Origin of the sequence: Kineococcus endophyticus, assembly GCF_040796495.1 — a bacterium.
Classification (GTDB): Bacteria; Actinomycetota; Actinomycetes; order Actinomycetales; family Kineococcaceae; genus Kineococcus; species Kineococcus endophyticus.
In genome coordinates this window covers 1-24,120 of the sequence record NZ_JBFNQN010000007.1, presented here as the reverse complement: position 1 = coordinate 24,120, position 24,120 = coordinate 1, and the positions used below count along the sequence as shown (strand labels likewise).

General features: G+C 73.1%; 22 protein-coding genes. 9 read left to right on the top strand and 13 right to left on the bottom strand.

Annotation, left to right across the window (positions count from 1 at the left end; genetic code table 11):
- Position 1: 1 nt before the first annotated feature.
- The 3 genes from AB1207_RS11025 to sucC all read right to left on the bottom strand — a co-directional run bounded on the left by AB1207_RS11025 (position 2) and on the right by sucC (position 3,480).
- Entirely contained in the window at positions 2–1,267 is a 1,266-nt protein-coding gene (locus AB1207_RS11025; protein ID WP_367638297.1) for a cell division protein PerM, read from the bottom strand.
- Between the two features lie 131 nt (positions 1,268–1,398).
- The gene (sucD, locus tag AB1207_RS11020; protein ID WP_367638296.1) at positions 1,399–2,298 is read right to left on the bottom strand and encodes a succinate--CoA ligase subunit alpha; all 900 of its coding nucleotides are present in this window, start codon (positions 2,296–2,298) and stop codon (positions 1,399–1,401) included.
- A gap of 3 nt (positions 2,299–2,301) precedes the next feature.
- A complete protein-coding gene (sucC, locus tag AB1207_RS11015; RefSeq protein ID WP_367638295.1) occupies positions 2,302–3,480 on the bottom strand; it encodes an ADP-forming succinate--CoA ligase subunit beta in 1,179 nt (392 codons plus the stop codon).
- A gap of 179 nt (positions 3,481–3,659) precedes the next feature.
- On the opposite strand from sucC, the gene AB1207_RS11010 reads away from it, so the two are divergent.
- Complete coding sequence (locus AB1207_RS11010) at positions 3,660–5,072, top strand: aldehyde dehydrogenase (NADP(+)) (protein WP_367638294.1); 1,413 nt, start codon at positions 3,660–3,662, stop codon at positions 5,070–5,072.
- Between the two features lie 5 nt (positions 5,073–5,077).
- Positions 5,078–6,028: an NAD-dependent epimerase/dehydratase family protein gene (locus AB1207_RS11005; protein WP_367638293.1), complete on the top strand. Its 951-nt coding sequence runs from the start codon at positions 5,078–5,080 to the stop codon at positions 6,026–6,028.
- A gap of 20 nt (positions 6,029–6,048) precedes the next feature.
- On the opposite strand, the gene AB1207_RS11000 is transcribed toward AB1207_RS11005, so the two are convergent.
- The 3 genes from AB1207_RS11000 to AB1207_RS10990 form a co-directional block, all read right to left on the bottom strand.
- A complete protein-coding gene (locus AB1207_RS11000; protein WP_367638291.1) occupies positions 6,049–6,558 on the bottom strand; it encodes a DUF5666 domain-containing protein in 510 nt (169 codons plus the stop codon).
- A 64-nt stretch (positions 6,559–6,622) separates the two neighbouring features.
- Positions 6,623–8,203: a methyl-accepting chemotaxis protein gene (locus tag AB1207_RS10995; protein ID WP_367638289.1), complete on the bottom strand. Its 1,581-nt coding sequence runs from the start codon at positions 8,201–8,203 to the stop codon at positions 6,623–6,625.
- A 95-nt stretch (positions 8,204–8,298) separates the two neighbouring features.
- A complete protein-coding gene (locus AB1207_RS10990; protein ID WP_367638287.1) occupies positions 8,299–9,816 on the bottom strand; it encodes a diguanylate cyclase domain-containing protein in 1,518 nt (505 codons plus the stop codon).
- A 102-nt stretch (positions 9,817–9,918) separates the two neighbouring features.
- Here AB1207_RS10990 and AB1207_RS10985 point away from each other — a divergent pair, with 102 nt between their 5' ends.
- Both AB1207_RS10985 and AB1207_RS10980 read left to right on the top strand, forming a co-directional pair.
- Positions 9,919–10,638 (top strand): GNAT family N-acetyltransferase, encoded by a 720-nt coding sequence (locus tag AB1207_RS10985; protein WP_367638286.1) that lies wholly within the window; start codon positions 9,919–9,921, stop codon positions 10,636–10,638.
- Between the two features lie 80 nt (positions 10,639–10,718).
- Positions 10,719–12,557, top strand: coding sequence for a hypothetical protein (locus tag AB1207_RS10980; RefSeq protein ID WP_367638285.1), 1,839 nt, complete (start codon positions 10,719–10,721; stop codon positions 12,555–12,557).
- Positions 12,558–12,590: 33 nt separating this feature from the next.
- Here AB1207_RS10980 and AB1207_RS10975 read toward each other — a convergent pair whose 3' ends face one another.
- Positions 12,591–13,157 carry a manganese efflux pump MntP gene (locus tag AB1207_RS10975; protein ID WP_367638284.1) on the bottom strand — a complete coding sequence of 189 codons (567 nt, stop codon included), beginning with the start codon at positions 13,155–13,157 and terminating at the stop codon, positions 12,591–12,593.
- A 181-nt stretch (positions 13,158–13,338) separates the two neighbouring features.
- Here AB1207_RS10975 and AB1207_RS10970 point away from each other — a divergent pair, with 181 nt between their 5' ends.
- Positions 13,339–13,959 carry an L-threonylcarbamoyladenylate synthase gene (locus tag AB1207_RS10970; RefSeq protein WP_367638283.1) on the top strand — a complete coding sequence of 207 codons (621 nt, stop codon included), beginning with the start codon at positions 13,339–13,341 and terminating at the stop codon, positions 13,957–13,959.
- On the opposite strand, the gene AB1207_RS10965 is transcribed toward AB1207_RS10970, so the two are convergent.
- Positions 13,960–14,322, bottom strand: a complete 363-nt coding sequence (locus AB1207_RS10965) for a DUF1801 domain-containing protein (RefSeq protein ID WP_367638282.1) — start codon at positions 14,320–14,322, stop codon at positions 13,960–13,962.
- A gap of 119 nt (positions 14,323–14,441) precedes the next feature.
- Between AB1207_RS10965 and AB1207_RS10960 the strand changes: the two genes are divergently transcribed.
- Entirely contained in the window at positions 14,442–15,281 is an 840-nt protein-coding gene (locus AB1207_RS10960; protein WP_367638281.1) for an SDR family oxidoreductase, read from the top strand.
- A 69-nt stretch (positions 15,282–15,350) separates the two neighbouring features.
- On the opposite strand, the gene AB1207_RS10955 is transcribed toward AB1207_RS10960, so the two are convergent.
- From AB1207_RS10955 to AB1207_RS10935, 5 genes are read right to left on the bottom strand one after another with little or no spacing between them, the layout of a single operon-like run.
- The gene (locus AB1207_RS10955; RefSeq protein ID WP_367638280.1) at positions 15,351–16,196 is read right to left on the bottom strand and encodes a phytanoyl-CoA dioxygenase family protein; all 846 of its coding nucleotides are present in this window, start codon (positions 16,194–16,196) and stop codon (positions 15,351–15,353) included.
- A complete protein-coding gene (locus AB1207_RS10950) occupies positions 16,193–17,083 on the bottom strand; it encodes a carbohydrate ABC transporter permease (RefSeq protein WP_367638279.1) in 891 nt (296 codons plus the stop codon). The genes AB1207_RS10955 and AB1207_RS10950 overlap by 4 nt, the downstream gene beginning before the upstream one ends.
- Position 17,084: 1 nt before the next feature.
- Positions 17,085–18,035 carry a carbohydrate ABC transporter permease gene (locus AB1207_RS10945; RefSeq protein WP_367638278.1) on the bottom strand — a complete coding sequence of 317 codons (951 nt, stop codon included), beginning with the start codon at positions 18,033–18,035 and terminating at the stop codon, positions 17,085–17,087.
- On the bottom strand, positions 18,035–19,330 hold the full coding sequence (locus tag AB1207_RS10940; protein ID WP_367638276.1) for an ABC transporter substrate-binding protein: 1,296 nt from the start codon (positions 19,328–19,330) through the stop codon (positions 18,035–18,037). The genes AB1207_RS10945 and AB1207_RS10940 overlap by 1 nt, the downstream gene beginning before the upstream one ends.
- A gap of 36 nt (positions 19,331–19,366) precedes the next feature.
- Entirely contained in the window at positions 19,367–20,905 is a 1,539-nt protein-coding gene (locus tag AB1207_RS10935) for an alpha-N-arabinofuranosidase (RefSeq protein WP_437178922.1), read from the bottom strand.
- Positions 20,906–21,181: 276 nt separating this feature from the next.
- Between AB1207_RS10935 and AB1207_RS10930 the strand changes: the two genes are divergently transcribed.
- The 3 genes from AB1207_RS10930 to AB1207_RS10920 all read left to right on the top strand — a co-directional run bounded on the left by AB1207_RS10930 (position 21,182) and on the right by AB1207_RS10920 (position 24,057).
- Positions 21,182–22,189: a LacI family DNA-binding transcriptional regulator gene (locus AB1207_RS10930; RefSeq protein ID WP_367638616.1), complete on the top strand. Its 1,008-nt coding sequence runs from the start codon at positions 21,182–21,184 to the stop codon at positions 22,187–22,189.
- Between the two features lie 79 nt (positions 22,190–22,268).
- Positions 22,269–23,603 (top strand): extracellular solute-binding protein, encoded by a 1,335-nt coding sequence (locus AB1207_RS10925; protein WP_367638274.1) that lies wholly within the window; start codon positions 22,269–22,271, stop codon positions 23,601–23,603.
- Positions 23,604–23,793: 190 nt separating this feature from the next.
- A complete protein-coding gene (locus AB1207_RS10920; protein WP_367638272.1) occupies positions 23,794–24,057 on the top strand; it encodes a GlsB/YeaQ/YmgE family stress response membrane protein in 264 nt (87 codons plus the stop codon).
- The last annotated feature ends 63 nt before the right edge of the window (positions 24,058–24,120 follow it).

Here is a 24,120-nt window from a genome sequence, read left to right as displayed (position 1 = left end):
GCTACTCCCCCAGCAGCTTCGGGGGTTCCTCCCCGCGGCGGCGCGCGGCGACGGTGTCGGGCAGCGTCACGACGAGCCTCGTCCCGCGCCAGGCCCGCCAGGCCCGGGTCAGCAGGACGGCGAGGACGGCCCCGGCCGCGACCTCGCCGGCCACGACGGCTCCGGTGAGCAGCGCGTCTGGGCCGACCTGGCTCATGCGGCCGTGGCCGAGCGGCCCGGAGGCGAAGGCGGCCAGGACGGCCACCCCGGCCCCGGCCGCGAGCCCGGCCAGCAGCGCGGCGCCGCACCGGCGCAGCAGCCCGGCGACCGCGGGGGCGCGGCGGGCGTGCAGCCACCAGGCGCCGGCCCCGACGAGGACGGGGACCGCGACCGCCGCCCACGCCAGGCCGGGCGTCGGGCCGGGGGCGGGCAGCGCTCCCAGCACGGGCAGCGTCGGCAGGACCTCCAGGGACGTGCCACCGGGGGCCACCGACGTCCCGGTCCCGACGGCGAAGCCCGTGCCGCTCGTCCAGGCCGTCGCCCACACGGCGAAGGTCGGCACCAGCAGGGCCTGTCCCAGGGTCAGCAGGGCCCCGCCGAGGACGCCCGGGTCGAGGGCCTGGTGCAGGGCCAGGACGTCGGCACGGCCGTGGACCAGCGCGAGGGCCGTCCCGAGGGCACCGACGCCCAGGAGGACCAGGCCGGCGGTGAGCGCGGGGCGGCCGACGGCGGCCGCGAACGCGGGCACCGGGGGCCGGTGCGGCCACAGCGCGACGAGCGCGCCGGTCCCGCCGACGAGGCAGCCCCCGAGCAGCGAGGACACCAGCCCGGCCGCGCCGACGCCGCTGCGCGAGACGAGGGCGATGAGCAGGGCCAGGACGCCGTAGCAGGCGGTGAAGACGCCGAGGGCGCGACCGAAGGGGACCTCGCGCTCGGACTCGACCTGGTCGCGCCGCCACATCCGGACCGCGCGACGGGCGGACAGGACCGCGAGCAGCGTCAGGCCCAGGGGCGCGATGCCGACGCTCCCGCCGACGATGGCGACGGTGCTGCCGTGCGCGAGGAGCCACAGGTCGGCCCCCACGCGCGCGACCGCGGCGAGGGAGGACGTCGAGCGGACCGAGGCGATCCAGCCGACGACGCAGAGCGCGACGAGCGGGACGAGCACGGTGAGCACCGCGCGGACCGCGGCGGAGAACAGCGGCGCGAGGTCGGAGGCGGCGGGGCGCGCCCGGCGGGACCGTCCCGGGGCGGGACGGGCAGCGGGGCGGTCGGTGGGCGTGGACATCACCGTCGATGCTCCCCCGTCCCACCCCCGAGGGCCGGGACCGACACCCGCCCCCGGACGCATCGTTGGCCCCCCGCTTCCAGTGATCGGAAGCGAGGGGCCAACGATGCGTTCGCGGCGGAGCCCGGGGGTCAGAGGCTCTGGAAGATCTCCCGCGCGAGCTTGGCGGTCTCCGACGGCGTCTTGCCGACCTTGACCCCGGCCGCCTCGAGGGCGTCCTTCTTGGCCTGCGCGGTGCCCGCGGAGCCGGAGACGATGGCGCCGGCGTGGCCCATCGTCTTGCCTTCGGGGGCGGTGAAGCCCGCGACGTAGCCGACGACCGGCTTGGTCACGTTGGCCTCGATGAACTTCGCGGCGCGCTCCTCGGCGTCGCCGCCGATCTCACCGATCATGACGATGACGTCGGTGTCGGGGTCGTCCTGGAACGCCTGCAGCGCGTCGATGTGCGTGGTCCCGATGACCGGGTCCCCGCCGATGCCGACGGCGGAGGAGAACCCGATGTCCCGCAGCTCGTACATCATCTGGTAGGTCAGCGTGCCGGACTTGGAGACCAGGCCGATGCGGCCGGACTGCGTGATGTCGGCCGGGATGATCCCCACGTTGGACTGTCCGGGGCTGATGAGGCCGGGGCAGTTCGGGCCGACGAGGCGCGTGGTGCCCGAGGCGGCGGCCATCGCGTAGAACTCGGCGGTGTCGTGGACCGGGACACCCTCGGTGATCACGACGACGAGCGGGGTGGCGGCCTCGATGGCCTCCACGACGGCGCCCTTGGTGAACTTCGCCGGGACGAAGATCACGCTGACGTCGGCGCCGGTCGCCTCGCGGGCCTCGCCCACGGAGGAGAAGACCGGGATCGCGACGGAGGAGCCGTCGGCGGCGGTGAAGTCGACGGACTGCCCGCCCTTGCCGGGCGTGACGCCGCCCACGATCGTCGTGCCGGAGGCCAGCATGCGCTGGGTGTGCTTGCGCCCCTCCGAGCCCGTCATCCCCTGGACGAGGACCTTGCTGTCGGAGTTGATGAAGATCGACATCGCTCAGGCCTTCCCAGCGGTGTTGGCGAGCTCGGCGGCCTTGTCGGCCGCTCCGTCCATGGTGTCCACGACCGTCACGAGCGGGTGCGCGGCCTCGGCGAGGATGCGGCGCCCCTCCTCGACGTTGTTGCCGTCCAGGCGCACGACGAGCGGCTTGGTCGCCTCGTCACCGAGGATGCCGAGCGCCGAGACGATGCCCTTGGCGACCTCGTCGCACGCGGTGATGCCGCCGAAGACGTTGACGAACACGCTCTTGACCTGCGGGTCGCCGAGGATGACGTCGAGGCCGTTCGCCATGACCTGCGCGGACGCGCCGCCGCCGATGTCGAGGAAGTTCGCCGGCTTCGTGCCGCCGTGCGCCTCCCCCGCGTACGCAACGACGTCGAGGGTCGACATGACCAGGCCCGCGCCGTTGCCGATGATGCCGACCTCGCCGTCGAGCTTGACGTAGTTGAGGTGCAGCTCCTTGGCCTTGGCCTCGAGCGGGTCGGCGGCCGCGGCGTCGACGAGGTCGGCGTGCGCCGGGTGCCGGAAGTCGGCGTTCTCGTCGAGCGTGACCTTGCCGTCGAGGGCGACGATGTCGCCGGACTCGGTGCGCACCAGCGGGTTCACCTCGACGAGGGTCGCGTCCTCGGCGGTGAACACCCCCCAGAGCTTGACGAAGACGTCGGCGACGGCGTCCTGCAGCTCGGGGGCGAACCCGGCGGCCTGGGCGATCTCGGCGGCCTTGGCGGCGTCGATGCCGGTGAGGGCGTCGACGGGGATGCGGGCGAGGGCCTCGGGGCGCTCGACGGCGAGCTGCTCGATCTCCATGCCGCCCTCGACGCTGGCCATGGCCAGGTAGGTGCGGTTGGAGCGGTCGAGCAGGACGGAGAAGTAGTACTCCTCGGCGATCTTCGCGCCCTGGGCGATCATCACCTGGTGGACGGTGTGGCCCTTGATGTCCATGCCCAGGATCTCGCCGGCGCGCTCGGCGGTCTCGGCCGGGGAGTGCGCGAGCTTGACGCCGCCGGCCTTGCCGCGACCGCCCGTCTTGACCTGCGCCTTGACGACGACGGTCCCGCCCCCCATGGCCTCGGCGGCCGCCTGGGCCTCCTCGGGGGTGGTCGCGACCCTGCCGTCCAGCACGGGTACGCCGTGCGCGGCGAACAGGTCGCGCGCCTGGTACTCGAAGAGGTCCACCGGAGTTCCTCGTCTTCCTCGTCCTCGGTCGGAAGTGACTGTCCGTGCCGTCTGCGGCACCAGTCCAACGGGCGTCTCGCACCCTAGACCCGCGGTCCGACGTGCGTCCGACCAGGTGTGGAGACGCCCGTCACACCCGGCTCGCCGCCTCCGGACGTGAGGGCCAGGATGGCGTGACCATGGATGCGCACCAGGAAGCAGCACACGAGACCGCCCCCGACGACCTCGAGTCCGTCCTCGCCGCCGCGCACGCCGCGGCCCGGCCCCTCGCCCGCAGCACCCCCGCCGAACGCGCGGACGCGCTCGAGGCGGTCGCCCGGGCCCTCGAGGGGGCGCGCGCCGAGCTCGTGGCCCTGGCCGGTGAGGAGACCCACCTCCCCCAGGCCCGTCTGGAGGGGGAGCTGACGCGGACGGTCTTCCAGGCGCGGCTGTTCGCGGCCGGGCTGCGCGACGGCTCGCTGCTGCCCACCCGCATCGACCACGCCGACCCGGACTGGGGCATGGGCCCCCGCCCGGACCTGCGGCGCACCGTGGTGCCGATCGGGCCGGTCCTGGTCTTCGCGGCCAGCAATTTCCCCTTCGCCTTCAGCGTCGCGGGTGGCGACTCCGTCTCGGCCCTGGCCGCGGGCTGCCCCGTCGTCGTCAAGGCCCACCCCGGCCACCCGCGCCTGTCCCTCGCCACGGCCCGCCAGGTGACGGCCGCGCTGGCCGCCGTCGGCGCGCCCGAGGGGACGTTCGCGCTCGTCGAGGGCGTCGAGGCGTCGAAGACCGCGCTGACCGACCGGCGGATCCGTGCCGCCGGGTTCACCGGCTCGGTCCGCGGGGGCCGCGCCCTGTTCGACCTCGCCGTCTCCCGGCCGGACCCGATCCCCTTCCACGGCGAGCTGGGCAGCGTGAACCCCGTCGTCGTGACCCCGGCCGCGTGGGCCGAGCGCGGCGCCGACGTCGCGGCCGCCTGGGTCGGGTCGCTGACCCTGGGCGCCGGGCAGTTCTGCACCAACCCCGGCGTCGTCCTCGTGCCGGACGCCGAGGCGTTCACGGCCGCCGTCGACCTGCCCGTCCCCGGCCCGATGCTGCACCCCGGGATCGTCGAGGGCTTCCGCACGGCGACGGACGAACTGGCGTCCCAGCCGGGCGTGCGCAGCGCCGCGTCCGGCGAGGCCGGCCCGGACGGGATCGCGGCGCAGGTGTTCTCGGTGCCCGCCGCGGACGTCGTCGCGAACCCGCACCTGCTCGAGCTGGAGGCGTTCGGCCCGGCCGGGCTCGTCGTCGGCTACTCCTCCGAGGACGACCTGCGCGCGGTCCTCGACGCCCTCCCCGGTCAGCTGACGGGTTCCGTCCACGCCGCCGCGGACGACCCGCTGGCCGTGGAGGTCGCGGGGCTGCTGGCCGAGCACGTGGGCCGGGTCGTCTGGAACGACTGGCCGACGGGCGTGACGGTCTCGTCCGCGCAGCAGCACGGCGGGCCGTGGCCGGCCACCACCTCCCCCACGACGACGTCGGTGGGCACGGCCGCGATCTCCCGGTGGCAGCGTCCCGTGGCGTTCCAGGGGTTCCCGACCGCCGCCCTGCCCGACGAGCTGAAGGACTGAACCGGATGAGCCAGCAGCACGTCGTCGTCATTGGCGCGACAGGTCACATCGGCAGCTACCTCGTGCCGCGCCTCGTGCGCGCCGGGTACCGCGTCACGGCCGTGAGCCGCGGGACGCGCGAGCCGTACCACGCCGACGCCGCGTGGGAGCAGGTCGAGACGGTCGTCGCCGACCGCGACGCCGAGGCCGCCGCGGGGACGTTCGGGACGCGGATCGCAGGGCTGCAGCCGGACGTCGTGGTGGACCTCGTCTGCTTCACCCTCGACCAGGCCCGTGAACTCGTCGAGGCGTTGCGCCCCACGGGCGCGTTCCTCGCGCACTGCGGGACGATCTGGGTCCACGGCGTGGCGGACGCCTCCCCGCTGCGGGAGGACGACCCCAAGGAACCGTTCGGGCCGTACGGGACGCAGAAGGCGGCGGTCGAGGAGTTCCTGCACGCCGAGACGCGGTCCGGTGGACTGCGCAGCACCGTCGTGCACCCCGGTCACATCAGCGGCCCCGGCTGGCCCGTCATCACCCCGCTGGGGAACCTCGACCCCGGCGTCTGGGAGGCGCTGGCGACCGGCGGGGAACTGCTGGTCCCCGGGCTGGGCCTGGAGACGATGCACCACGTGCACGCCGACGACGTCGCGCAGCTGTTCGAGCTGGCGGTCGCCCGTCCGGAGGTTTCGGTCGGACAGAGCTTCCACGCCGTGTCCGACCGCGCCCTCACCGTCCGGGGTTTCGCCCGCGCGGCCGCGGCGTGGTGGGGCCGGGAGGCGAACCTGCGGTCGGTGACGTGGGAGGAGTTCCGCGCCGCCGCCGGCGAGCACGCCGAGGCGAGCTGGGAGCACCTGTCCCGCAGCCACTCCGCGAGCACCGAGAAGGGCCGTGAACTCCTCGGCTACTCCCCCGGCACGTCGCTGGACGCGGTGCGGGCGGCCGTGGAGGCGATGGGACTGCTGCCCCGCCGCTGATCCGGCCGCCCCGCCCGCCCTCAGCGGTGCGTCACGTCGGGGGAACTGGTGGGGGAACTCGTGGGCGAGTCCTCACCGCTCTCCACCGTGACGCGGGTGGCCGTGAGCGACCCGTCGGCGGCACGGGTGGCCCGCACGCTCACGTGTCCCCCGACCCGCAGGTCGGCGGGCTCGACCTGGGCCCCGCCCTGCCGCAGCACGGTCGCGGAGGTGAGGGCGACGACGACGTCCTGACCGCGCTGGAGCTTGTCGCGTCCGCCGTGGACCGTGACGGTGATGCGGTTCCCCGCGGTGTCGACGGCCGCGAGGGTCCCGGCCACGACGAGCTGCGGCACGCGAACCCCGCGGGTGACGGTGGGGCGCGCGCTCGGCCGTCCCGTGACGGGAGCGGTCGCCGTGGCCGTGGCCGTGCTGGTGGCGGTCGGCTCGGGGCCCGCGGGTCGGGCGGCGACCGCGCTGCCCGCGGTGGGCAGCGCGACGACGGCGGCGAGGACGAGACCGACGGTGACGGCGGTGGTTCGGCGGTTCATGGGCAGTGCTTCGGCGGTCGGACCGCCCGGGAGGAGGGGTCCTCACCCGGGCGGCCCACCGGACTCAGACGCGGAAACCCGCCACGAGCTCGTTCAGCCGGTTCGCGGCGCGGGACACCTCGTCGGCCGTGGCCGCCGTCTGCGACGCGCTGTCGGTGGTCTGCCTTGCGGCGTGGGCGATCCCGGTGATGTTCGCGGCGATCTCCTGCGACCCCGTCGAGACCTCCGTCACGTTGCGGACCATCTCGCTCGTCGTCGCCGACTGCTCCTCCACCGCCGCGGCGATGGTGGCCTGCAGGCCGTCGATCTGGGCGATGACGTCGGCGATCTGCGCGATGACCCCGGTCGCGGCACCGGCGTCGGCCTGCGTGGCGTTGACCTTGGCGACGATCTCCTCCGTCGCCCGGGCGGTCTGCTGCGCGAGTTCCTTGACCTCACCGGCGACGACGGCGAACCCCTTGCCGGCGTCCCCGGCGCGGGCGGCCTCGATGGTCGCGTTCAGGGCCAACAGGTTCGTCTGCTCGGCGATGGAGGTGATGAGCTTGACGACGTCACCGATCTCGCGGCTGGAGGCGCCGAGGCGGGTGATGGTGGCCTCGGCGTCCTGGGCGGCGGCCACGGCGGTGGCGGCGGTCTGGGACGCGGTCGCGGTGGAGGTGGCGATCTCGCGGATCGCCGAGGTCATCTCCTCGCCGGCCGCGGCGACGGTGCCGATGTTCGCGCTGATCTCCTCGGTCGCGGCGGAGACGACCTGCGACTGCGAGGCGGACTCGGCGGCCCCGGCGGACAGGCTCCCGGCCACGGAGGTGAGGCGCTGGGACGACGTCGACAGGTCGCCCGCGTTCCGGGTGACCTCCCGGACGACGTCGGCCAGCTTGGCGGTGGAGGAGTTCAGGGCCGCGGCGAGCTGGCCCATCTCGTCCCGGCCGACGTAGTCGACGCGCTGGTCGAGGCGGCCCTCGGCCAGACCCTCGACGACGTGCAGGGACAAGCCCAGCGGACGGACGATCGAGCGGGCGATGACGACGGTCGCCAGCACGGCGAAGGCGACGCTGGCCGCACCCACCAGGACGAGGACGAGCACCGAGGAGCGGTAGGCGGCAGCGCCCTCCTCGGCCAGGTGAGCGGCGGCCGAGTTCTCCGCGGCGACGAGCTTCGCGATGGCGTCCATCGCCACGGCCGCCGCCGGGGAGACGGTGGCCTCGCGGTAGGTGCTGAAGTTGACGAGGTCACCGGCCATGGCGTGGTCGACCAGCTGCGAGCGCACGGACCGGTAGTTCGCGAGCGCCGTCGTGTAGGCGTCCCGCTCGGCGGCCGTGCTGCCCGGCTGCGTGCCCAGGTACGCCGTCCAGGCGTCGTCGAGCAGCTTGTCGTCGGCGTCCAGCTTGTCGCGCTGCGCCTGCCGCTTCTCCGGGGAGGCGACGGCGATGTTCTGCACGTCGGAACGGACCTGCAGGAGGGCCGCCTTGGTCTCGCCCATGGTCCGCACGGATGCGACACCCGAGGCGCTGAGCTGCTGGAGGTCGTCCTGGGCCTGCCCCAAGCGCACCAGGCCGATGACCGTCGACGCCACGAGGAGCAGCGTCACGAGCCCGAACCCGATGACCAACTTCGACGCGACCCGCAGGTTCCGCAAGAACGACACGACGCAACACCCTCGCCTTGGTTTGACGGTCGGGTGGGCACTGCACCCACCCAGCCGTCCATCGGCGTTCTCACAGGTGGACCTGAGGGGCCGTCCTAGACCACGACGCGGCGGCCCCGCTTGACCCGGTACATCTCGGCGTCGGCCGACCCGAGCAGGGACTCCACGAGCGCGGCCACCTGCCCGTCCACGTCCAGTCCGGCCGGCAGGTCGCCCACCATCCGCTGCGGTTCCCCGCGGACGGCGCCGGTGCTCGCGCTCGCGGTGACGACGGACCCGGCGAGCGGGAACGGTTCCAGGAGCGCCAGCCGGAGCCGTTCGACGAGGGGGCCGGGCTGGACGGCGGGGTCGGTGACGAGGACGGCGAACTCGTCCCCGCCCAGGCGCGCCACGCAGTCGCCGTCGCGCACGGCGGCGCGCAACCGGTCGGCGACCCCGCGCAGGAGGTCGTCGCCGGCGGCGTGCCCGAGGGTGTCGTTGACGGCCTTGAACCGGTCGAGGTCGACGAAGGCGACGACGACGGGTGAGCCGGTGAGCAGCGCCGAACGGACCACACCCGCCATCCGCTCCCCGAACCGGCGGCGGTTCTCCAGCCCGGTGAGGGGGTCGACGTGGGCCAGGGTGTCGAGCTGCCCGCGCTGCTGCTCGGCCGTCGCCAGCAGCCGCCGGTGGTCCTCCACCGTGAGGAACTGCCGGAGCACGACGAGGACGACGACGGCCAACAGGGTCGCCAGGACGACGCGGTCGATGGCCGCCCACAACCGCCAGGCGCTCGCGCACGCGGCCGGCAGCAGGGCGATGTACGGCACGAGCCGCGCCCACGACTCCGAGGGCGGCGCGACGGCGCCGGTCCGGCGCTCGGGTCGCAGCAGCGAGACGAGGGCGAAGCAGGCGAAGGCGACGATCCAGCTGAAGTCCGCGACCCCGCCCGTCTCGAACGTGCCGTGCAGCAGCGCGTACGAGTAGGTGACGTCGGCCACGGCGAACGCCGTCCCGCCCAGCACGACGAGCACCCCGGTGCGCGAGGACCCGGTGGCCAGCAGCGAGACCAGCGTCAGCGTGAGGAAGACGACGTCGACGACGGGGTAGGCGATGGGCACGACGAGGTCGCCGGGCGGGCTGTCGGAGACCCGGACGGCGCCTCCCAGCCACAGGACCCAGACGACGGTGAAGAGCGACAACCCCAGCAGCGCACCGTCGATCGCGGTGCGGACCCCGACGTGGGCGCGGATGCGTCCCCGCAGGTGGACCAGGGCCGAGACGACCGCGAGCGCGTAGTAGAAGGAGAACGGCAGGTCGGCCCAGGTCGTCGCCGCCAGCCCCAGGCCGAGGACGTCCTGGGCCATGAAGATGCCCTGGCCGAAGCTCCACAGCAGGCAGCCGACGGCGAAGAGCCCCCGCGCGCGGCGCACCCAGCCCGCGGGCATCCGGCGCGCGGCCCACAGGCCCAGCAGGCCGGCCACGAGGGACACGACGGTCTCGGTGAGCCCGAAGGCGAGGAGCATCGGGTGGCTGCCCCGGCCCAGGGCGAGCTGCGCGACGCCGAGGCCGATGAGCGTCGTCAGCAGCACGGCGGTCCCGGCGAGCAGGGGACGGTGGCGCGCGTCCGTCACGGTCGTCCCCCTCGTCCCGCGACCCACGGCCGCCCTCCATTCCGCACTCGGCAGCCCCGGGGCCCACCTTGAGACGTCCGGGCGGTCTGCGAGCATGCGCCGGTGCCGGACGACCGCCTGCTGGACGACCTCGAGACCCTGCTGGACAACCCCGTCTGGGCCGCGCTCACGGGCGTGCATGCCCAGCTCGCCGTCGGCGCGGGGGCCGGGCGCCGCTACCCCGAGGACGTCTCCCCCTTCGGCGGCCTGGCCGACCAGGCGGACCCGGCCGCGTGGGCCGACCTCGCCGCGGCCGCCGGCCCGGGGGCCACGGTCGTCCTGCCGACGCTCGCGACCACTCCCCCGGCGGGCTTCACCGTGACGTCCGCGCTGCCCGGGGTGCAGCTCGTCGCGACCGACGCCTTCGCCTCCCGCCCGGCCGACGACGTGCCCGGTCTGGTGGAGCTGGGACCGGACGACGTGGACGACGCCCTCGACCTCGTCGAGCGCACCCGGCCCGGCCCGTTCGGCCGGCGCACGAGCGTGATGGGCCGCTACCTGGGGATCCGCGAGGACGGCCGGCTGCTGGCGATGGCCGGGGAGCGGCTGCGGCTGGGCGCGGCGACGGAGATCAGCGCCGTCTGCACCGACCCCTCGGCGCGCGGCCGGGGCCTGGCGACGACCCTCGTCCGCGCCGTCGCGCACGGGATCCGGGAGCGCGGCGAGCTGCCGTTCCTGCACGCCGCGGCGCACAACACCGGTGCGATCGGGTTGTACGAGCACCTGGGGTTCCGCTTGCGGCGGACGCTCGACTTCGCGGCGGTCCGGACGCCGGGGGCCTGACGGGCCGGTCGAGGACTCGCTCCGGCAACGATCGGCCCGAACTGCTCCAGCGGTGATCACGGGGTCCCGATGATCGCCGGGTGAGCGCACGTTCCCTCGACACCGCCTGGCTGGCCACCCTGCCCTCGCGCCACCTGCCCCGGTGGACCCGGGCCTGGTGGCCCGCCGCGACCTTCGGCGGGTTCCTCGTGGTCGTCTTCTCCGAACCCGCCGATCCCTGCACCCTCGCCACCCCGTGCGCACCGGACCCGGTGGGGGACGCAGGACTCGGGCTCGCGGTCGCCGGGGCCGTCCTGACGGCCGTGCACGGTCCCACGGCGCTCGCCGCGACCGTGGTCGGGCTCCTCGTCAGCGCGGGGACCGGCAACCCCTGGTGGGCGTGGGCCGCCGCGGCTGCCCACGTCGGGTTCCAGGCGGCGGTCGTCGCCCGCCGCCGCCGGCGTCCGGAACCGGGGCCGACGGGACCCCTGACGGCGCCCCCGACGGCCGAGGTCGCGCCCCTCCCGCGGGCGACCCGCGGTCTCCTCGGCGCGGCCGGGCTGCTGGTGGCGATGCTGGCGCTCGCCGGTGTGCTGTCGTGGCACGAGGGCGCGGCGCAGGACGTCGCCCCCGTCCGGGACGGCCGGGTCGTCGCGCAGGACGCGGACGAGTTCACCGTGGACGTGGCCCTCGATGCGGGGGGTCGGCGGACCGTGGACGTCTACGACCCGGCGGACTACCCCGTCGGCACCGACGTGCGGCTGTGGGCGTTCGACGACGGGTCCGCGCGCCTGCTCAGCGAGCCCTACGACCCCTTCGGGGCGTGGGCCGGGGCGGGGTTCGGCGCGGCGGCCGCGCTCGTCACCGCGGCCTCGCTCCTGCACCGGCACCGGCGCCGCCACGCGTTCCTGGTGCGTCCGCAGCCGCGCTGGCACGCGAACGCCCGGCTGCTGCCGGGCGTCGCCTTCGTCCACCCGCTCGACGCCGGTCCCGACGACGAGCCCGTGCTGGCGCTCGCGGTGCCCCACGCGTGGACGGAGGACGAGGACCTCGAGACGGACGGGGAGGTCTGGGACCTGCCCGACCCGGTCCTCGTCGAACTGGCGGGTCTCCCTCTGCCGGGCCACTGGTGCGCGCTGCAGGTCGACGGGGCGTGGCTCCCGGTGCTAGACACCGCCGTCGACGGCGCGGGAGGTCCGCCCCTCGTCCTGCAGGACGCCGAGGTCGAGGTCGACGAGGACGGGCTGCCGCTGCTGGAGGTCCCGGTCGAGGACCTGTCGCAGCAGGACGTGGTCCCGCTCGACGGCGTCGTGGCGGCCGGCGGACGTCACGCGACCCCGCTGTGGGTGGGGCTGCTGAGCGCCGTTCCCGCGCTCGTCGTCGCGGCCGTCGGCCTGGACTGGGTCGACGGGGTCGCCGGCTGGCTGGCCGGGTGGTGGCCCGGCACGCCGTTCGGCCCCACGGTGCTGCGGACGCTGACGGCCGCGGCGCTGGGGCTCCTGGCGCTGGAGCTGGTCTGGTGGTTCCGGCTGCGTCCCCGGCTGCGGTGGGACGAGGACGGCCTCGACGTCGTCCCGCCTGTCGGGCGGGCGACCCGCTACGGCTGGGACAGCCTCGTCGAGGCCGACCTGGTCCCCCGCGGGGGCCTGCAGCTCACCCTGGTCACCGACTTCGCGCCGGGCCTGGCGGAGGGGCCTGGGCACGGGGAGTTCCCCGCGTGCGAGGTGGAGGTCCCGGTGGCGGCGTCGGGACTGCCCGCCGTCCTGCGCCGGGGCTGGCGGACCGGGCCGGAACTGCGGGCGGCGCTGCTGCAGGCGCGCGGCACCGCCCGGCACGACCGGCGGGCCCCGGTGCGGATCGACGGGCCCGTCCGACCGGTGCTGCCCTGGGTCCTGTGGGTGGCCGTGGTGGCCGCCTCCGCGGCCGGTGGGTGGGCCTGACCCACGTCCCCGGCTGGAAGCTCACCGGGACCGTCAGAGGACGCCGGTGTGCTCCAGCACGATGTTCACGCCGATGCCGATGAGGACCAGCCCGCCGAGGACCTCGGCGGGCTTGCCGAAGCGACTGCCGGCCTTGTGGCCGATGACCGCACCGACGGCGGTGATCACGGCCGTCGTGACGCCGATGGCGAGGGCGGCCGGGACGATGGCGACGTCGAGGAAGGCGAAGCTGATGCCGACGGCGAGGGCGTCGATGCTCGTCGCCAGGGCCAGGAGCAGCAGCTGCCGCACCGGGATCCCGTCGCTGTCCTCCTCCTCGTCCGCGCCGCCGGTGAACGCCTCCCACAGCATCTTCCCGCCGATGAGGGCGAGCAGCCCGAAGGCGACCCAGTGGTCGAACGCCGTGATGTAGCCGCGGAACTGCCGGCCCAGGGCCCAGCCCAGGACCGGCATGAGGGCCTGGAAGAACCCGAAGGCGAGAGCCAGGGACGCCGCGCTGCGCACGGTGAGGCGACGCAGGTGCAGGCCCTTGCCGAGGGCGACGGCGAAGGCGTCGGCGGAGACGCCGAGGGCGATGACGAGCAGGGTCCACAGGGACACGGGCGTGGCGGCCTTCCGGTCGGGAGCGACGCCCAGGGAACCACAGCGTCCCGCCCCGGGGGAACTCGCGGTGGACCGCCGGACCTGCTGCAGGACAAACGGATCGAGGGCTGCGGCGCACCGCACGCAGGTCTTCGGCGCACCGGCGGCGCCGCGCCGGTCCCGGTCCTACAGTGGGGCCATGGCCCGCTTCGTCGAGGTGCACCCGCAGGACCCGCAACCGCGGGCGGTCTCCCAGCTCGCGGCGATGCTGCGCGACGACGCGCTCATCGCCTACCCGACGGACTCCTGCTACGCCCTCGGCTGCCGGCTCGACAGCCACACCGGTGCCGACCGCATCCGGCGCATCCGCCACCTCGACGACCGGCACCACTTCACGCTCGTGTGCTCCGACTTCGCCCAGCTCGGCCAGTTCGTGCACCTCGACAACGTGCAGTTCCGGGCCGTCAAGGCCGCGACGCCCAACCCGTACACGTTCATCCTGCCCGCCACGAAGGAGGTGCCCCGGCGGTTCGCGCACCCGAAGAAGAAGACCGTCGGGGTGCGGATCCCCGACCACCCGTTCGTCCGGGCGCTGCTGTCCGAGCTGGGCGAACCGCTGCTGTCGAGCACGCTGCTGCTGCCCGACCACGAGGAGCCGCTCACGGACGGCTGGACCGTCAAGGAGGAGCTCGACCACGTCGTCGACGCCGTCGTGGACGCCGGGGAGTGCGGGACCGAGCCGACGACGGTCGTCGACTGGTCGCAGGGGTACCCCGAGGTCGTGCGCGTGGGGGCCGGGGACCCGTCGCGCTTCGAGTGATCAGCCCTGCGGTCCGTCGAGCGCCGCGGCGAACAGCGCGCGCAGGTCCTCGTCCGGCACCTCCCCCGCGCGGGCCTGCGTCAGCTTGAGCGTGCCGCGGCCACCGAGCAGGTCCGGGTGGCGCTCGCCGAAACCCCCGTCGCGGTCGGCGGACCAGCCGTACAGCGAGACGCCGTGCTCCCACACCCCCAGGTACAGCGCGGGCCGGCGCGCCCGGGCCGGTCCCGGGCGCCGGTACCGCAGGATCCCGTACGACAGGTCGGTCTCGAGGTCGTCGCGACCCTCGCGCAGCAGGCGGTCCACCCTCTCGAAGAGGGCCCGGTGCGTCTCCGGGACGGCCGCGACGTACTCGTGTGCGTCCATGCCGTCCAGACTGCCGTGCGCGGCGGAACTCAGCGGCGGGACTCAGCGGTGCGGTTGCCACCGGGGCCTGCGGGTAGGTGCGGGTCAGTCCCGTCCCCGCACCAGAGCAGGAGCACCTCGTGTCCCAGCCCAGCCAGCAGCAGGAACCCCCCGGCACCACCGACGCGATGCGACCGACCCCCGACCACGGGGAGACGTCCTACCGCGGCAACGACAAGCTCGTCGGCAAGGCGGCGATCGTCACGGGCGGCGACTCCGGCATCGGCCGTGCGGTCGCCATCGCGTTCGCCCGCGAGGGCGCCGACGTCGTCATCAGCTACCTGTCCGAGCACGAGGACGCGCAGGAGACGGCCCGGTGGGTCGAGGAGGCCGGTCGGCGCGCCGTGCTCGTCGCCGGCGACGTCTCGGAGGCCGACCAGTGCCGGGCCGTCGTCGACGCGTGCGTCCGGGAGTTCGGCAAGGTCGACGTCCTGGTCAACAACGCGGCGTACCAGATGAGTCACGACACCCTGGAGGAGATCTCCGACGAGGAGTGGCTGTTCACCGTGAACACCAACCTCAGCGCGTTCTTCTACCTCTCCAAAGCCGCGCTCCCCCACATGGGCCGAGGGTCGTCCATCATCGGCAGCAGCTCGGTGAACTCCGACAACCCCAAGCCCACGCTCATCCCCTACTCGGTGACCAAGGCGGGGATCGCGAACATGTGCGCCTCGATGGCGCAGCTGCTCGGGGACCGCGGCATCCGTGTCAACAGCGTCGCCCCCGGCCCCGTGTGGACCCCGCTCATCCCGGCGACGATGCCGCCGGAACAGGTCGAGACGTTCGGACAGCAGGTGCCGCTGGGACGACCGGGTCAGCCGGCCGAGCTGGCCCCGGTGTACGTGCTGCTCGCCTCCGACGACGGCAGCTACGTCTCGGGTGCCCGCGTCGCGGTGACGGGCGGCAACCCGATCCTCTGACCCGGGTCCGGTGTGGAGCCGGGTTCCCCTCCGTCGCCCGCCGGAGGGGAACCCGGGTTCAGGGGGCCGTCACCGGCCGCGGGGCACCACGGCCTCCCGCGGCCGGGTCGGGGTGAAGGGGAAGCGCTCGACGCCGAGCCCGCGCAGGACGGCACGTTCCACGGGCGAGTGGTCGGCGGGGTCGGGCCGGTCGAACCGCAGCGGTGCGCGCAGGCTCAGCGGCGGGTTGGTGATGAGCCGCTGGGCGCGCAGGACGTTCTGGGACGTGGCGTGCAGCACGAAGGGGTGCATGAGCACGACGTCCCCGGCCTTCCCCGTCAGTTCCACGAACTCGTGGCACTGCTCCACCAGGCGGGTCTGCTGCAGCTCGTCGGGCAGGACGCCCTCGGGGCGCTCGGCCAGGAACCGCGCGACGACGCCGACGGAGTCGGTGGCCACGAACGTGCCGCCGCCGCGGGAGTGCACGTCGGTCCACAGGACGATCGTCAGCAGCCCCTGTTCCGGGGAGTCCAGGAAGTGCCGGAAGAAGTCCCCGTCCTTGTGCCACCCGGGCACCGCCGCCGAGGGTTCCTCGAACGGCCGGTCGGCGCCCACACCCAGGTTGGCGATCATCCCGTCCGACCACCGCCACGGGGTCTGGACGCGGTCCTGTCCGCCCAGGAGCTGGCAGGCCGCGGCGTGGGCCGCCGGGGCGAACGACGCGGCGTCGAGGTGCTGCTCGGAGCGCAGGTGCACGCGGGGCCGGTCCCACGTCGAGGGGTCGTCGCGGTCGACGCCCAGCCGGTCCCAGGCGCGGTCCACGTGGGGTGCGGCGTCCTGGGCGGTGAAGCAGCCCGGCAGGACCACGTAGCCCGTGTCGAGGAAGTGCTCGACCTGCGCGTCGGTCAGCGCGGGGCTCGTGCTCGTCAGGCTCATCCCTTGAACGCTCCGTCCATGATGCCGGACACCATCTGCTTGCCGAAGAACGCGAACAGCACCAGCAGCGGCACCGTCACGAGGAAGGAACCGGCCATCGCCAGGCCGAGGTCGACGGAGATGTTGGACTGCAGCGCCTTGATGGCGATCTGCGCCGTGTACATGTCCGGGGACTTCAGCACGATGAACGGCCACAGGAAGTCGTTCCACGCGTTGACGAACCCGAGCAGCCCGAGCACCGCGGCCGCCGGCCGGACCACCGGGAAGGCGATCCGCAGGAAGATCTGCCAGGAGTTCGCGCCGTCCATCCGGGCGGCCTGCAGCAGCTCGTCGCTGATCGTCGCGCTGATGTGCTGGCGCATCCAGAAGATGCCGAAGGCGCTGACCAGACCCGGCACGACGAGCGCCTGCAGGGTGTCCACCCAGCCGAGCGTCGACATGATCATGTACTGCGGGATGATCGCGAGCTGGGCCGGGACGGTCATCGTCAGGACGAGGACGAGGAACAGCACGTCCCGTCCCTTGAAGGTCATCTTGGCGAAGGCGAAACCGGCCAGGGAGCAGAGGAACGCCTGACCGACCGCGATGAGGGACGCGACGACGAAGCTGTTGACGAGCGACCGGACGAACGGGACCGTCTCGAACACCAGCTCGAGCAGGTCCAGGAAGTTCCCGCCGGGCACGACGCGGGGCGGCAGCTGCGTCGCTGCCTGCGACCCCACGGAGGAGACGACGAACATCCAGTAGACGGGGAAGATGCAGGCCGCGGCCGCGAGGCCGAGCAGCAGGTAGGTGTACCAGCGCACGCGGCCGATGGACCGCCGGCGGGTCCGCGACGTCCGGACGCGGACGGAGTCGCGCTGCGGGGTTCCGGTGGTGGTGGCCATGTCAGCCCTTCTTCCCGAGTCGGCTGGAGAGCAGGAAGTTGACGAGGGCCACGACGACGATGATCGCGAACAGGGCGACCCCGATGGCCGAGCCGTAGCCGAACTTGAACGACCCGAAGCCCTGCTCGTAGAGGAACAGCGAGAGCGTCTGGCACTGCCGGGCCGTCCCGCACGTCAGCGTCCCGTTCGACAGCAGCAGCGGTTCGGTGAAGATCTGCAGCCCGCCGATCGTCGACATGATGACGGTGAAGACGATCACCGGCCGCAGCGAGGGCAGCGTGATGTGGAAGAACTGCTTGACGGGGCCCGCACCGTCCATCGCGGCCGCCTCGTAGAGGTCGCGCGGGACGGCCTGCAGCGCCGCGAGGTAGAGCAGCGTGTTGTAGCCGAACCAGCGCCAGACGACCATCGTGGAGACGAGGAGGTGGCTGCCCACCGGCGTCGACATGAAGTCGACGTGCTCGAACCCCAGGCCGCCGATGACCCAGTTCAGCAGCCCGAAGTCGCGGTTGAAGAGCTGGGCGAAGACGATCGCCGTCGCCGCCACCGAGGTGATGTACGGCAGCAGCATCGCCATCCGGAAGAAGGTGGCGAAGCGGAGCAGGGCGCTGTTCAGCACCTGCGCCAGGACGAGCGCGATGAGCAGCTGCGGGGCGGTCGAGATGATCCAGATGCTGAACGTGTTCTTCAGCGCGTTCCAGAACCGCGGGTCGGCCGCGAGCTGCTGGAAGTTCGCCAGGCCGACGAAGGTCTTGTCCCCGATCGGGTTCCAGTCGAACAGCGCGACGTAGAACGTGAACAGCAGCGGGAAGAGGCCGAAGACCAGGAACAGCACGTAGAACGGCGCGACGTAGCCGTACGGCGCGAGGCGTTCCCACCGCTTCTCCACCGGGCGGGTCGCGGTCGCGGGCTTCACCCCCTTGAGGGTGCCCGGGGTCAGCGTGGCGGCCATCAGGCGCCGATCGCCGTCTTGATGCCCTTGACGGCGGTGTCCCAGGCGGCGGCGGCCGGGGCACCGTCACCCTCGACGCCGTTGAGGGCGTTGAGCAGCTCGGTGCTGATCTCGGTGTTGTACTCGCCGTTGAGGAACGGCTTCAGGCCCAGGACGGCCTGGGTGAAGATCTTGCCGGTCGGCGCGTCGCCGAAGAACGGGTCGGTGTGGTCGACGAGCTCGGGCTTGTCGTAGTTCACCGGGGTCGTCGGCAGCGAGCCGGACTCGATGAAGTGCTGCAGCTGCTGCTCGGGCGACTGCATCTTCGAGATGTAGGCCCAGGCCGCCTTCGGGTTCCCGGCGCGGGCGGGGATGGCGAGGTAGCTGCCACCCCAGTTGCCGCTGCCGCCGGGGATCGTGGCGATGTCCCACTTGCCCTCGGTCTCGGGCGCGGCCGAGCGGATGGATCCGAGCATCCACGACGGGGCGGCCACGGCGGCGAAGGTGCCCTTGGCCATGCCGGCGTTCCAGCCGTCGCTGAAGCTCTCCAGCTTGGCCGTGATGCCGGCGGCGATGGCCTTCAGCCCGAGGTCGAAGGAGTCCTTGACGACGGGGTTGGTGTCGTACACGACCTCCCCGTCGGCGGAGTAGTACTGCTCGGTCCCCTGCGAGACGGCCTGCAGGAAGACGGTGGTGGCCGCGTTGTCGATGAAGGCGCTGCCCGAGGCCTGGGTGTAGCGCTGGCCGGTGGCGATGAACTCCTCCCACGTGGGCCACAGAGCGCTGACCTCGTCGCGGTTCGTCGGCAGGCCCGCGGCGGCGAACAGGTCGGTGCGGTAGGCGACGCCCATGCCGCCGACGTCGGTGGGGATGCCGACGATCTCGCCGGACTTCGCCGTGGCCTGGGCCATGACCCAGTCGACGTAGTCGTCCTCGACCTGGTCGGCGCCGAGGGTGGCGAGGTCGGTGAAGTTGCCGGGGTTCTTCATGAACTTCGGCAGGTCGCCGGCCTGGATGAGGACGAGGTCGGGGACCTTCCCGCCGGCCAGGGCGGTGGTCAGGCCCTGGGCGGTCTCCTGGGCGTTGCCGACCTCCGTCAGCTTCACCGTCACGTCGGGCGCGAGCTTCTTGTACGACTCGACGTCGGCCTTCTGGTTGATGCCGGTGAACGACCAGAACTCGAAGGTGTTCGGGTCACCGGACCCGCTGGAACCCGACGAGCAGGCCGAGGCGGTGAGGGCGACCCCGCCGGCCAGGCCCCCGAGGGCGAGGGCGCGGCGACGGCTGAGGAAGGGGTTCAGGGCGGGCGTGGTCACGGGGAGTCGCTCCTTCGGGAGGGCTGGACGAGGTGGTCAGGCGCTGACGGCGAAGCCGACGGTGGCGAAGCTGTGCGCGGGCAACGTCACCCGCAGCAGGCCGCCGTGGACGGACACGTCCTGCAGGTCGCTCACGACGACGGGGGTGTCCGTGGCGGTGTTGTGGGCCGAGATCTCCGGCGCCGTGAGGAGGTGCCCCTCGACGGAGCCGACCTGGACCCCCCGGACGTCGAGCTCGACGACGAGGGGTTCGGTCGCGTCGAGGTTGGTGAGCGAGACGAGGACGCGGCCGTCCTTGGTGCTGGCCGAGGCGGAGAACGTCGCGAGCTCGGTGTCCCCGACGGTCCGGCTCGGGGTGGCCCCGCGGACCGCCAGCGGCAGGGAGGCGGCGTCGTGGTGGCCCTTGTTCATGGCGAAGACGTGGTAGCTCGGGGTCAGGACGAGCGCGTCCCCGTCGGTGAGCAGCATGGCCTGCAGCACGTTCACCGTCTGGGCGATGTTCGCCATGACGAGCCGGTCGGCGTGCCGGTGGAAGGCGTCGAAGTGCACGGACGCGACGAGGGCGTCCCGCAGGGTGTTCTGCTGGAACAGGAACCCGGGGTTCGTCCCCGGTTCGACGTCGAACCACGTGCCCCACTCGTCGAGGACGAGGCCCACGCGCCGGTCGGGGTCGTACGCGTCCATGACGGCGGCGTGCCCGGCGAGGATCCGCTCGATGGCCGCGGCCTTCACCATCGTGCGGTAGTACTCGTCGGTGTCGAACCGGGTGGCCGACCCCTTCGCGTCCCAGCTGTCCCCGACGATCGTGTAGTGGTGGAACGACACCGCCTGGTAGGTGTTCGTGCCGTGACCGGTGACCTCGCCGACCCCGAGGTGGCGGCCGAGGTTCTGCAGGAGGACCTCGGTCCAGCGGTAGTCGGCGTCGGCCGCGCCCGCCGCGATGCGGTAGAGGTGGTTGTCGCCGTGGTCGAGGCTGTACGTCCCGTACTGCCGCGCGAGTTCGGCGTACGCACCGGAGCCCATGCCCCCGCCGCACCCCCAGGGTTCGTTGCCCAGCCCCCAGAACGGGACCCTCCAGGGTTCGTCGCGGCCGTTCTCCCGCCGCAGCCGCGCCATCGGGGAGTCGTCGGCCCGGGTGAGGTACTCGATCCACTCCGCCGCCTCGCGGACGGTTCCGCTGCCGACGTTGGCCGAGACGTAGGGGTCGGCCCCGAGGAGTTCGCACAGCGCCATGAACTCGTGGGTGCCGAAGGAGTTGTCCTCCACGACGTCGCCCCAGTGGGAGTTCACCATCGTGGGGCGGTCCTCGCGCGGACCGACCCCGTCGCGCCAGTGGTAGGTGTCCGCGAAGCACCCGCCCGGCCAGCGCAGGTTCGGGATGTCCAGCGCGCGCAACGCCTCCACGACGTCGAGGCGCAGGCCGCCCTCGTTCGGGACCTCGGAGTCCTCCCCCACCCAGAACCCGCCGTAGACGCACCGGCCGAGGTGCTCGGCGAAGTGCCCGTAGAGGTGCCGGTTGATGCGGGGGCCGGGCAGGTCGGCCTCCAGCACGGCGCGGACCACGCGGGAGGGCACCACGTCGTCGCTAGTGGTGGTCGTACTAGAAACAGTGTCCTCGTCAGCGGTGAGCACGTGTCCTCGCAAGGGGTTCGGGGAGAGGGACGGCGGCGGGCGATCGTCCTCGACTCGTCGCACCGTCCAGGGGAACCAGCACCGGTTCCCGCTGTGTGTGTATCGATATACTGATGACGCCCGCCCGGACTGTCAAGAGGGCTGCCGACGGCGGTAGCTTCGGATCGACCCGTCCTCGGAACCGGCGGGCCGGAACAGGAGGAGCCGGACGTGGTGACGATGCGCGACGTCGCGGCGGAGGCGGGGGTCTCCCCGATGACCGTCTCCAACGCCCTGACGGGCCGGCGACCGGTGAGCGAGGCCACCCGCCGCACCGTCCTCGAGGCCGTCGACCGGCTCGGCTACCAGGTGAACGTCGCGGCGCGCAGCCTGCGGCAGGGACGCACGGGCGTCGTCGGCATCGCCGTGCCCACCCTCGACAGCCACTACTACAGCCGGCTCGCCCACCGGCTGGTCCTCGCCTTCTCCCAGGCCGGGCTGGCCACCGTGGTCGAGGAGACGCACGCCAGCCGCGAGGGCGAGCTGGCCGCGTTCCGCGACTCCCGGCTCAACGCCTACGACGGGCTCGTCATCGCCGCGCTGGGACTCACCGAGCGCGAGATCAACGCCCTGAGCCGGGAGGTCCCCGTCGTCGTCCTCGGCGAGCAGGAACTGCACCAGACCGTCGACCACGTGAGCATGCCGAACGTGGCGGGCGCGGAGGCGGCCACGCGGTTGCTGCTGGACCGGGGCTGCCGCCGGCTCGCCCTCGTGGGTTTCCCGACGCTGACGGGACTGGAGGACGTGACCCTGCCGGAGGGCGCGGCGTTCGTGCTCCGCGCCGAGGGCTTCGCCCGGGTCGTCCGCGAGCACGGGGTGCAGGCCTCGGCGGCCTACGCCGGGGTCACCCAGGCCGCGGGGGCCGCCTGCGCCCGCGAGCTGCTGGGCCGCGGCGAGGTGCCCGACGGGATCTTCTGCGTCACCGACACCCTGGCCTTCGGCGTCGTGCGGGGTCTGGCCGACCAGGGCGTCCGCGTCCCGGACGACGTCCTCGTCGTGGGCTTCGACGACGTGGAGGACGCGCAGTTCCACATCCCCTCGCTGACCTCGGTGGCCCCCGACCTCGACGGGCTCGTCAGTCAGGCCGTGCACCTCCTGGGGCGGCGCATCGCCAGTCCGAGAGCGCTCCCACAGGACGTCACCGTCTCGTTCCGGGTGGTCGAGCGGGAGTCCACGACTCGCTCTTGACACAGCCGGGACGGGGCGGGCGATGATATCGATACACGGGCCCGCACCGCCGCGGCCCGACTCCGAACGGGAGAGAACGATGACGTCCCCCACCGCCGCCCGGCGGACCTTCCTGGCCCTCGCCCTCGCCGCCCCGCTCGGCGTCTCGCTCGCCGCGTGCGGCGACTCCGGCCCCGGCGCCGCCGCCGGCGGCTCCGGCGGTGACGGCGCGAGCATGTGGTTCCTCACGGGCCAGCCGGCCGAGGGCATCCGCAGCGACGCGATCGAGGCCTTCAACAAGGCCAACCCGGACTCGAAGCTGTCGATGGCGTCCTTCCAGAACGACGCCTTCAAGGCCAAGATCCGGACCGCCATCGGCGCGAACCAGGCCCCGACGATCATCCCGACCTGGGGTGGTGGCGGCCTGCGCGACTACGTGAAGAACTCCCAGGTGGAGGACCTGACGTCGTTCTTCGCCGAGAACGCCGCCCTCAAGGACAAGCTCTTCGCGAGCGCCTTCGGGGCCGCGACCGTCGACGGCAAGATCTACGCGGTGCCGTGCGAGACCGTCGCCCCCATCGTCATGTACTACAACAAGACGCTCTTCCAGCAGGTGGGCGCCGAGATCCCCACGACGTGGGACGAGCTCATGGCGGTCGTCGACGTCTTCAAGGGCGCGGGCATCGCCCCGATCGCCCTGGGCGGGCAGTCCCGCTGGACGAACATGATGTGGCTGGAGTACCTCTACGACCGCATCGGCGGCCCGGAACTGTTCACCTCCATCTACGAGGGACAACCGGACGCCTGGTCGCAGCCGGACTCGATCGCAGCGCTGACCAAGGTGCAGGACCTCGTGAAGGCCGGCGGCTTCGTCAACGGCTTCGCCTCGATCACCGCCGACTCCAACGCCGACCAGGCCCTGCTGTACAGCGGCAAGGCCGCGATGATGCTGCACGGTTCCTGGGTCTACGGCTCCATGAAGACCGACGGCGGCGACTTCGTGACGGGAGGGAACCTGGCGTTCAGCACCTTCCCCTCCGTCGGCGGCGGCAAGGGCGACATGGCGAACACGGTCGGGAACCCGTCGGGCTACTACGCCATGTCCTCCAAGGCCACCGACAAGGCCAAGACGGACGCGAAGAAGTTCTTCGCCGAGGGCCTGGTCACCGACGCCACGACGAAGGCCTGGATCGCGTCGGGCAACGTCCCCATCGTCACCGGCTCGGACGCGGAGTTCGGCAGCGGCGAGGACAGCGAGTGGCTGAAGTTCGTCTACGACCTGGCCTCCGAGGCGCCCTCCTTCCAGCAGTCCTGGGACCAGGCGCTCTCGCCGACGGCCGCGGAGGCGTTGCTGGAGAACATCGAGAAGCTCTTCGGCCTGTCCTCGACGCCGGAGGAGTTCGCCAAGGCCATGGACGCGACCAGCGGGTCCTGACCGCCGGATCCTTCACGCAGCGTCGACATCGACGGACGGCGGGTGGTCGACCACCCGCCGTCCGCTCGTCCAGCCGGTTCCAGCGCGCGGAGCCCGGTGAACCGTGGAAGCCTTCGGGCGCACCGGGAACCTCCCGGCTCCCGGTGCGGGCCCGCAGAGATCCACGGGCCCCGGCGAACTGGAGGAACTCGTGAGCGTCACCGGCATCATCACCGCCATCATCGTCGGGCTCATCATCGGCGCCCTCGCGCGCCTGGTGATGCCCGGCAAGCAGAACATCTCCATCGTGCTGACGATCGTCGTCGGCATCGTCGCGGCCCTCATCGGAACGGCCCTGTCCCGCGCTGTTGGTGTCAACACGACCGGGTTCAGCTTCCTGCAGCTCGTGATCCAGGTCATCATCGCCGTCATCGGCGTCGGCATCGTGGGCGCCCTGCGCGGTCGCGCCCGCTGACCTCCCCGTCGGGGGGGGGGGCCCCCGCCCCCCCCCCCCCCCGCACACCCCCCACAGAGCCGC

Coding starts and splice junctions, on each gene's coding strand:
- AB1207_RS11025 (WP_367638297.1), bottom strand. CDS start 1,267: ATGTCCACGCCCACCGACCGCCCCGCTGCCCGTCCCGCCCCGGGACGG.
- sucD (WP_367638296.1), bottom strand. CDS start 2,298: ATGTCGATCTTCATCAACTCCGACAGCAAGGTCCTCGTCCAGGGGATG.
- AB1207_RS11010 (WP_367638294.1), top strand. CDS start 3,660: ATGGATGCGCACCAGGAAGCAGCACACGAGACCGCCCCCGACGACCTC.
- AB1207_RS11005 (WP_367638293.1), top strand. CDS start 5,078: ATGAGCCAGCAGCACGTCGTCGTCATTGGCGCGACAGGTCACATCGGC.
- AB1207_RS11000 (WP_367638291.1), bottom strand. CDS start 6,558: ATGAACCGCCGAACCACCGCCGTCACCGTCGGTCTCGTCCTCGCCGCC.
- AB1207_RS10970 (WP_367638283.1), top strand. CDS start 13,339: ATGGCCCGCTTCGTCGAGGTGCACCCGCAGGACCCGCAACCGCGGGCG.
- AB1207_RS10965 (WP_367638282.1), bottom strand. CDS start 14,322: ATGGACGCACACGAGTACGTCGCGGCCGTCCCGGAGACGCACCGGGCC.
- AB1207_RS10955 (WP_367638280.1), bottom strand. CDS start 16,196: ATGAGCCTGACGAGCACGAGCCCCGCGCTGACCGACGCGCAGGTCGAG.
- AB1207_RS10950 (WP_367638279.1), bottom strand. CDS start 17,083: ATGGCCACCACCACCGGAACCCCGCAGCGCGACTCCGTCCGCGTCCGG.
- AB1207_RS10945 (WP_367638278.1), bottom strand. CDS start 18,035: ATGGCCGCCACGCTGACCCCGGGCACCCTCAAGGGGGTGAAGCCCGCG.
- AB1207_RS10930 (WP_367638616.1), top strand. CDS start 21,182: ATGCGCGACGTCGCGGCGGAGGCGGGGGTCTCCCCGATGACCGTCTCC.
- AB1207_RS10925 (WP_367638274.1), top strand. CDS start 22,269: ATGACGTCCCCCACCGCCGCCCGGCGGACCTTCCTGGCCCTCGCCCTC.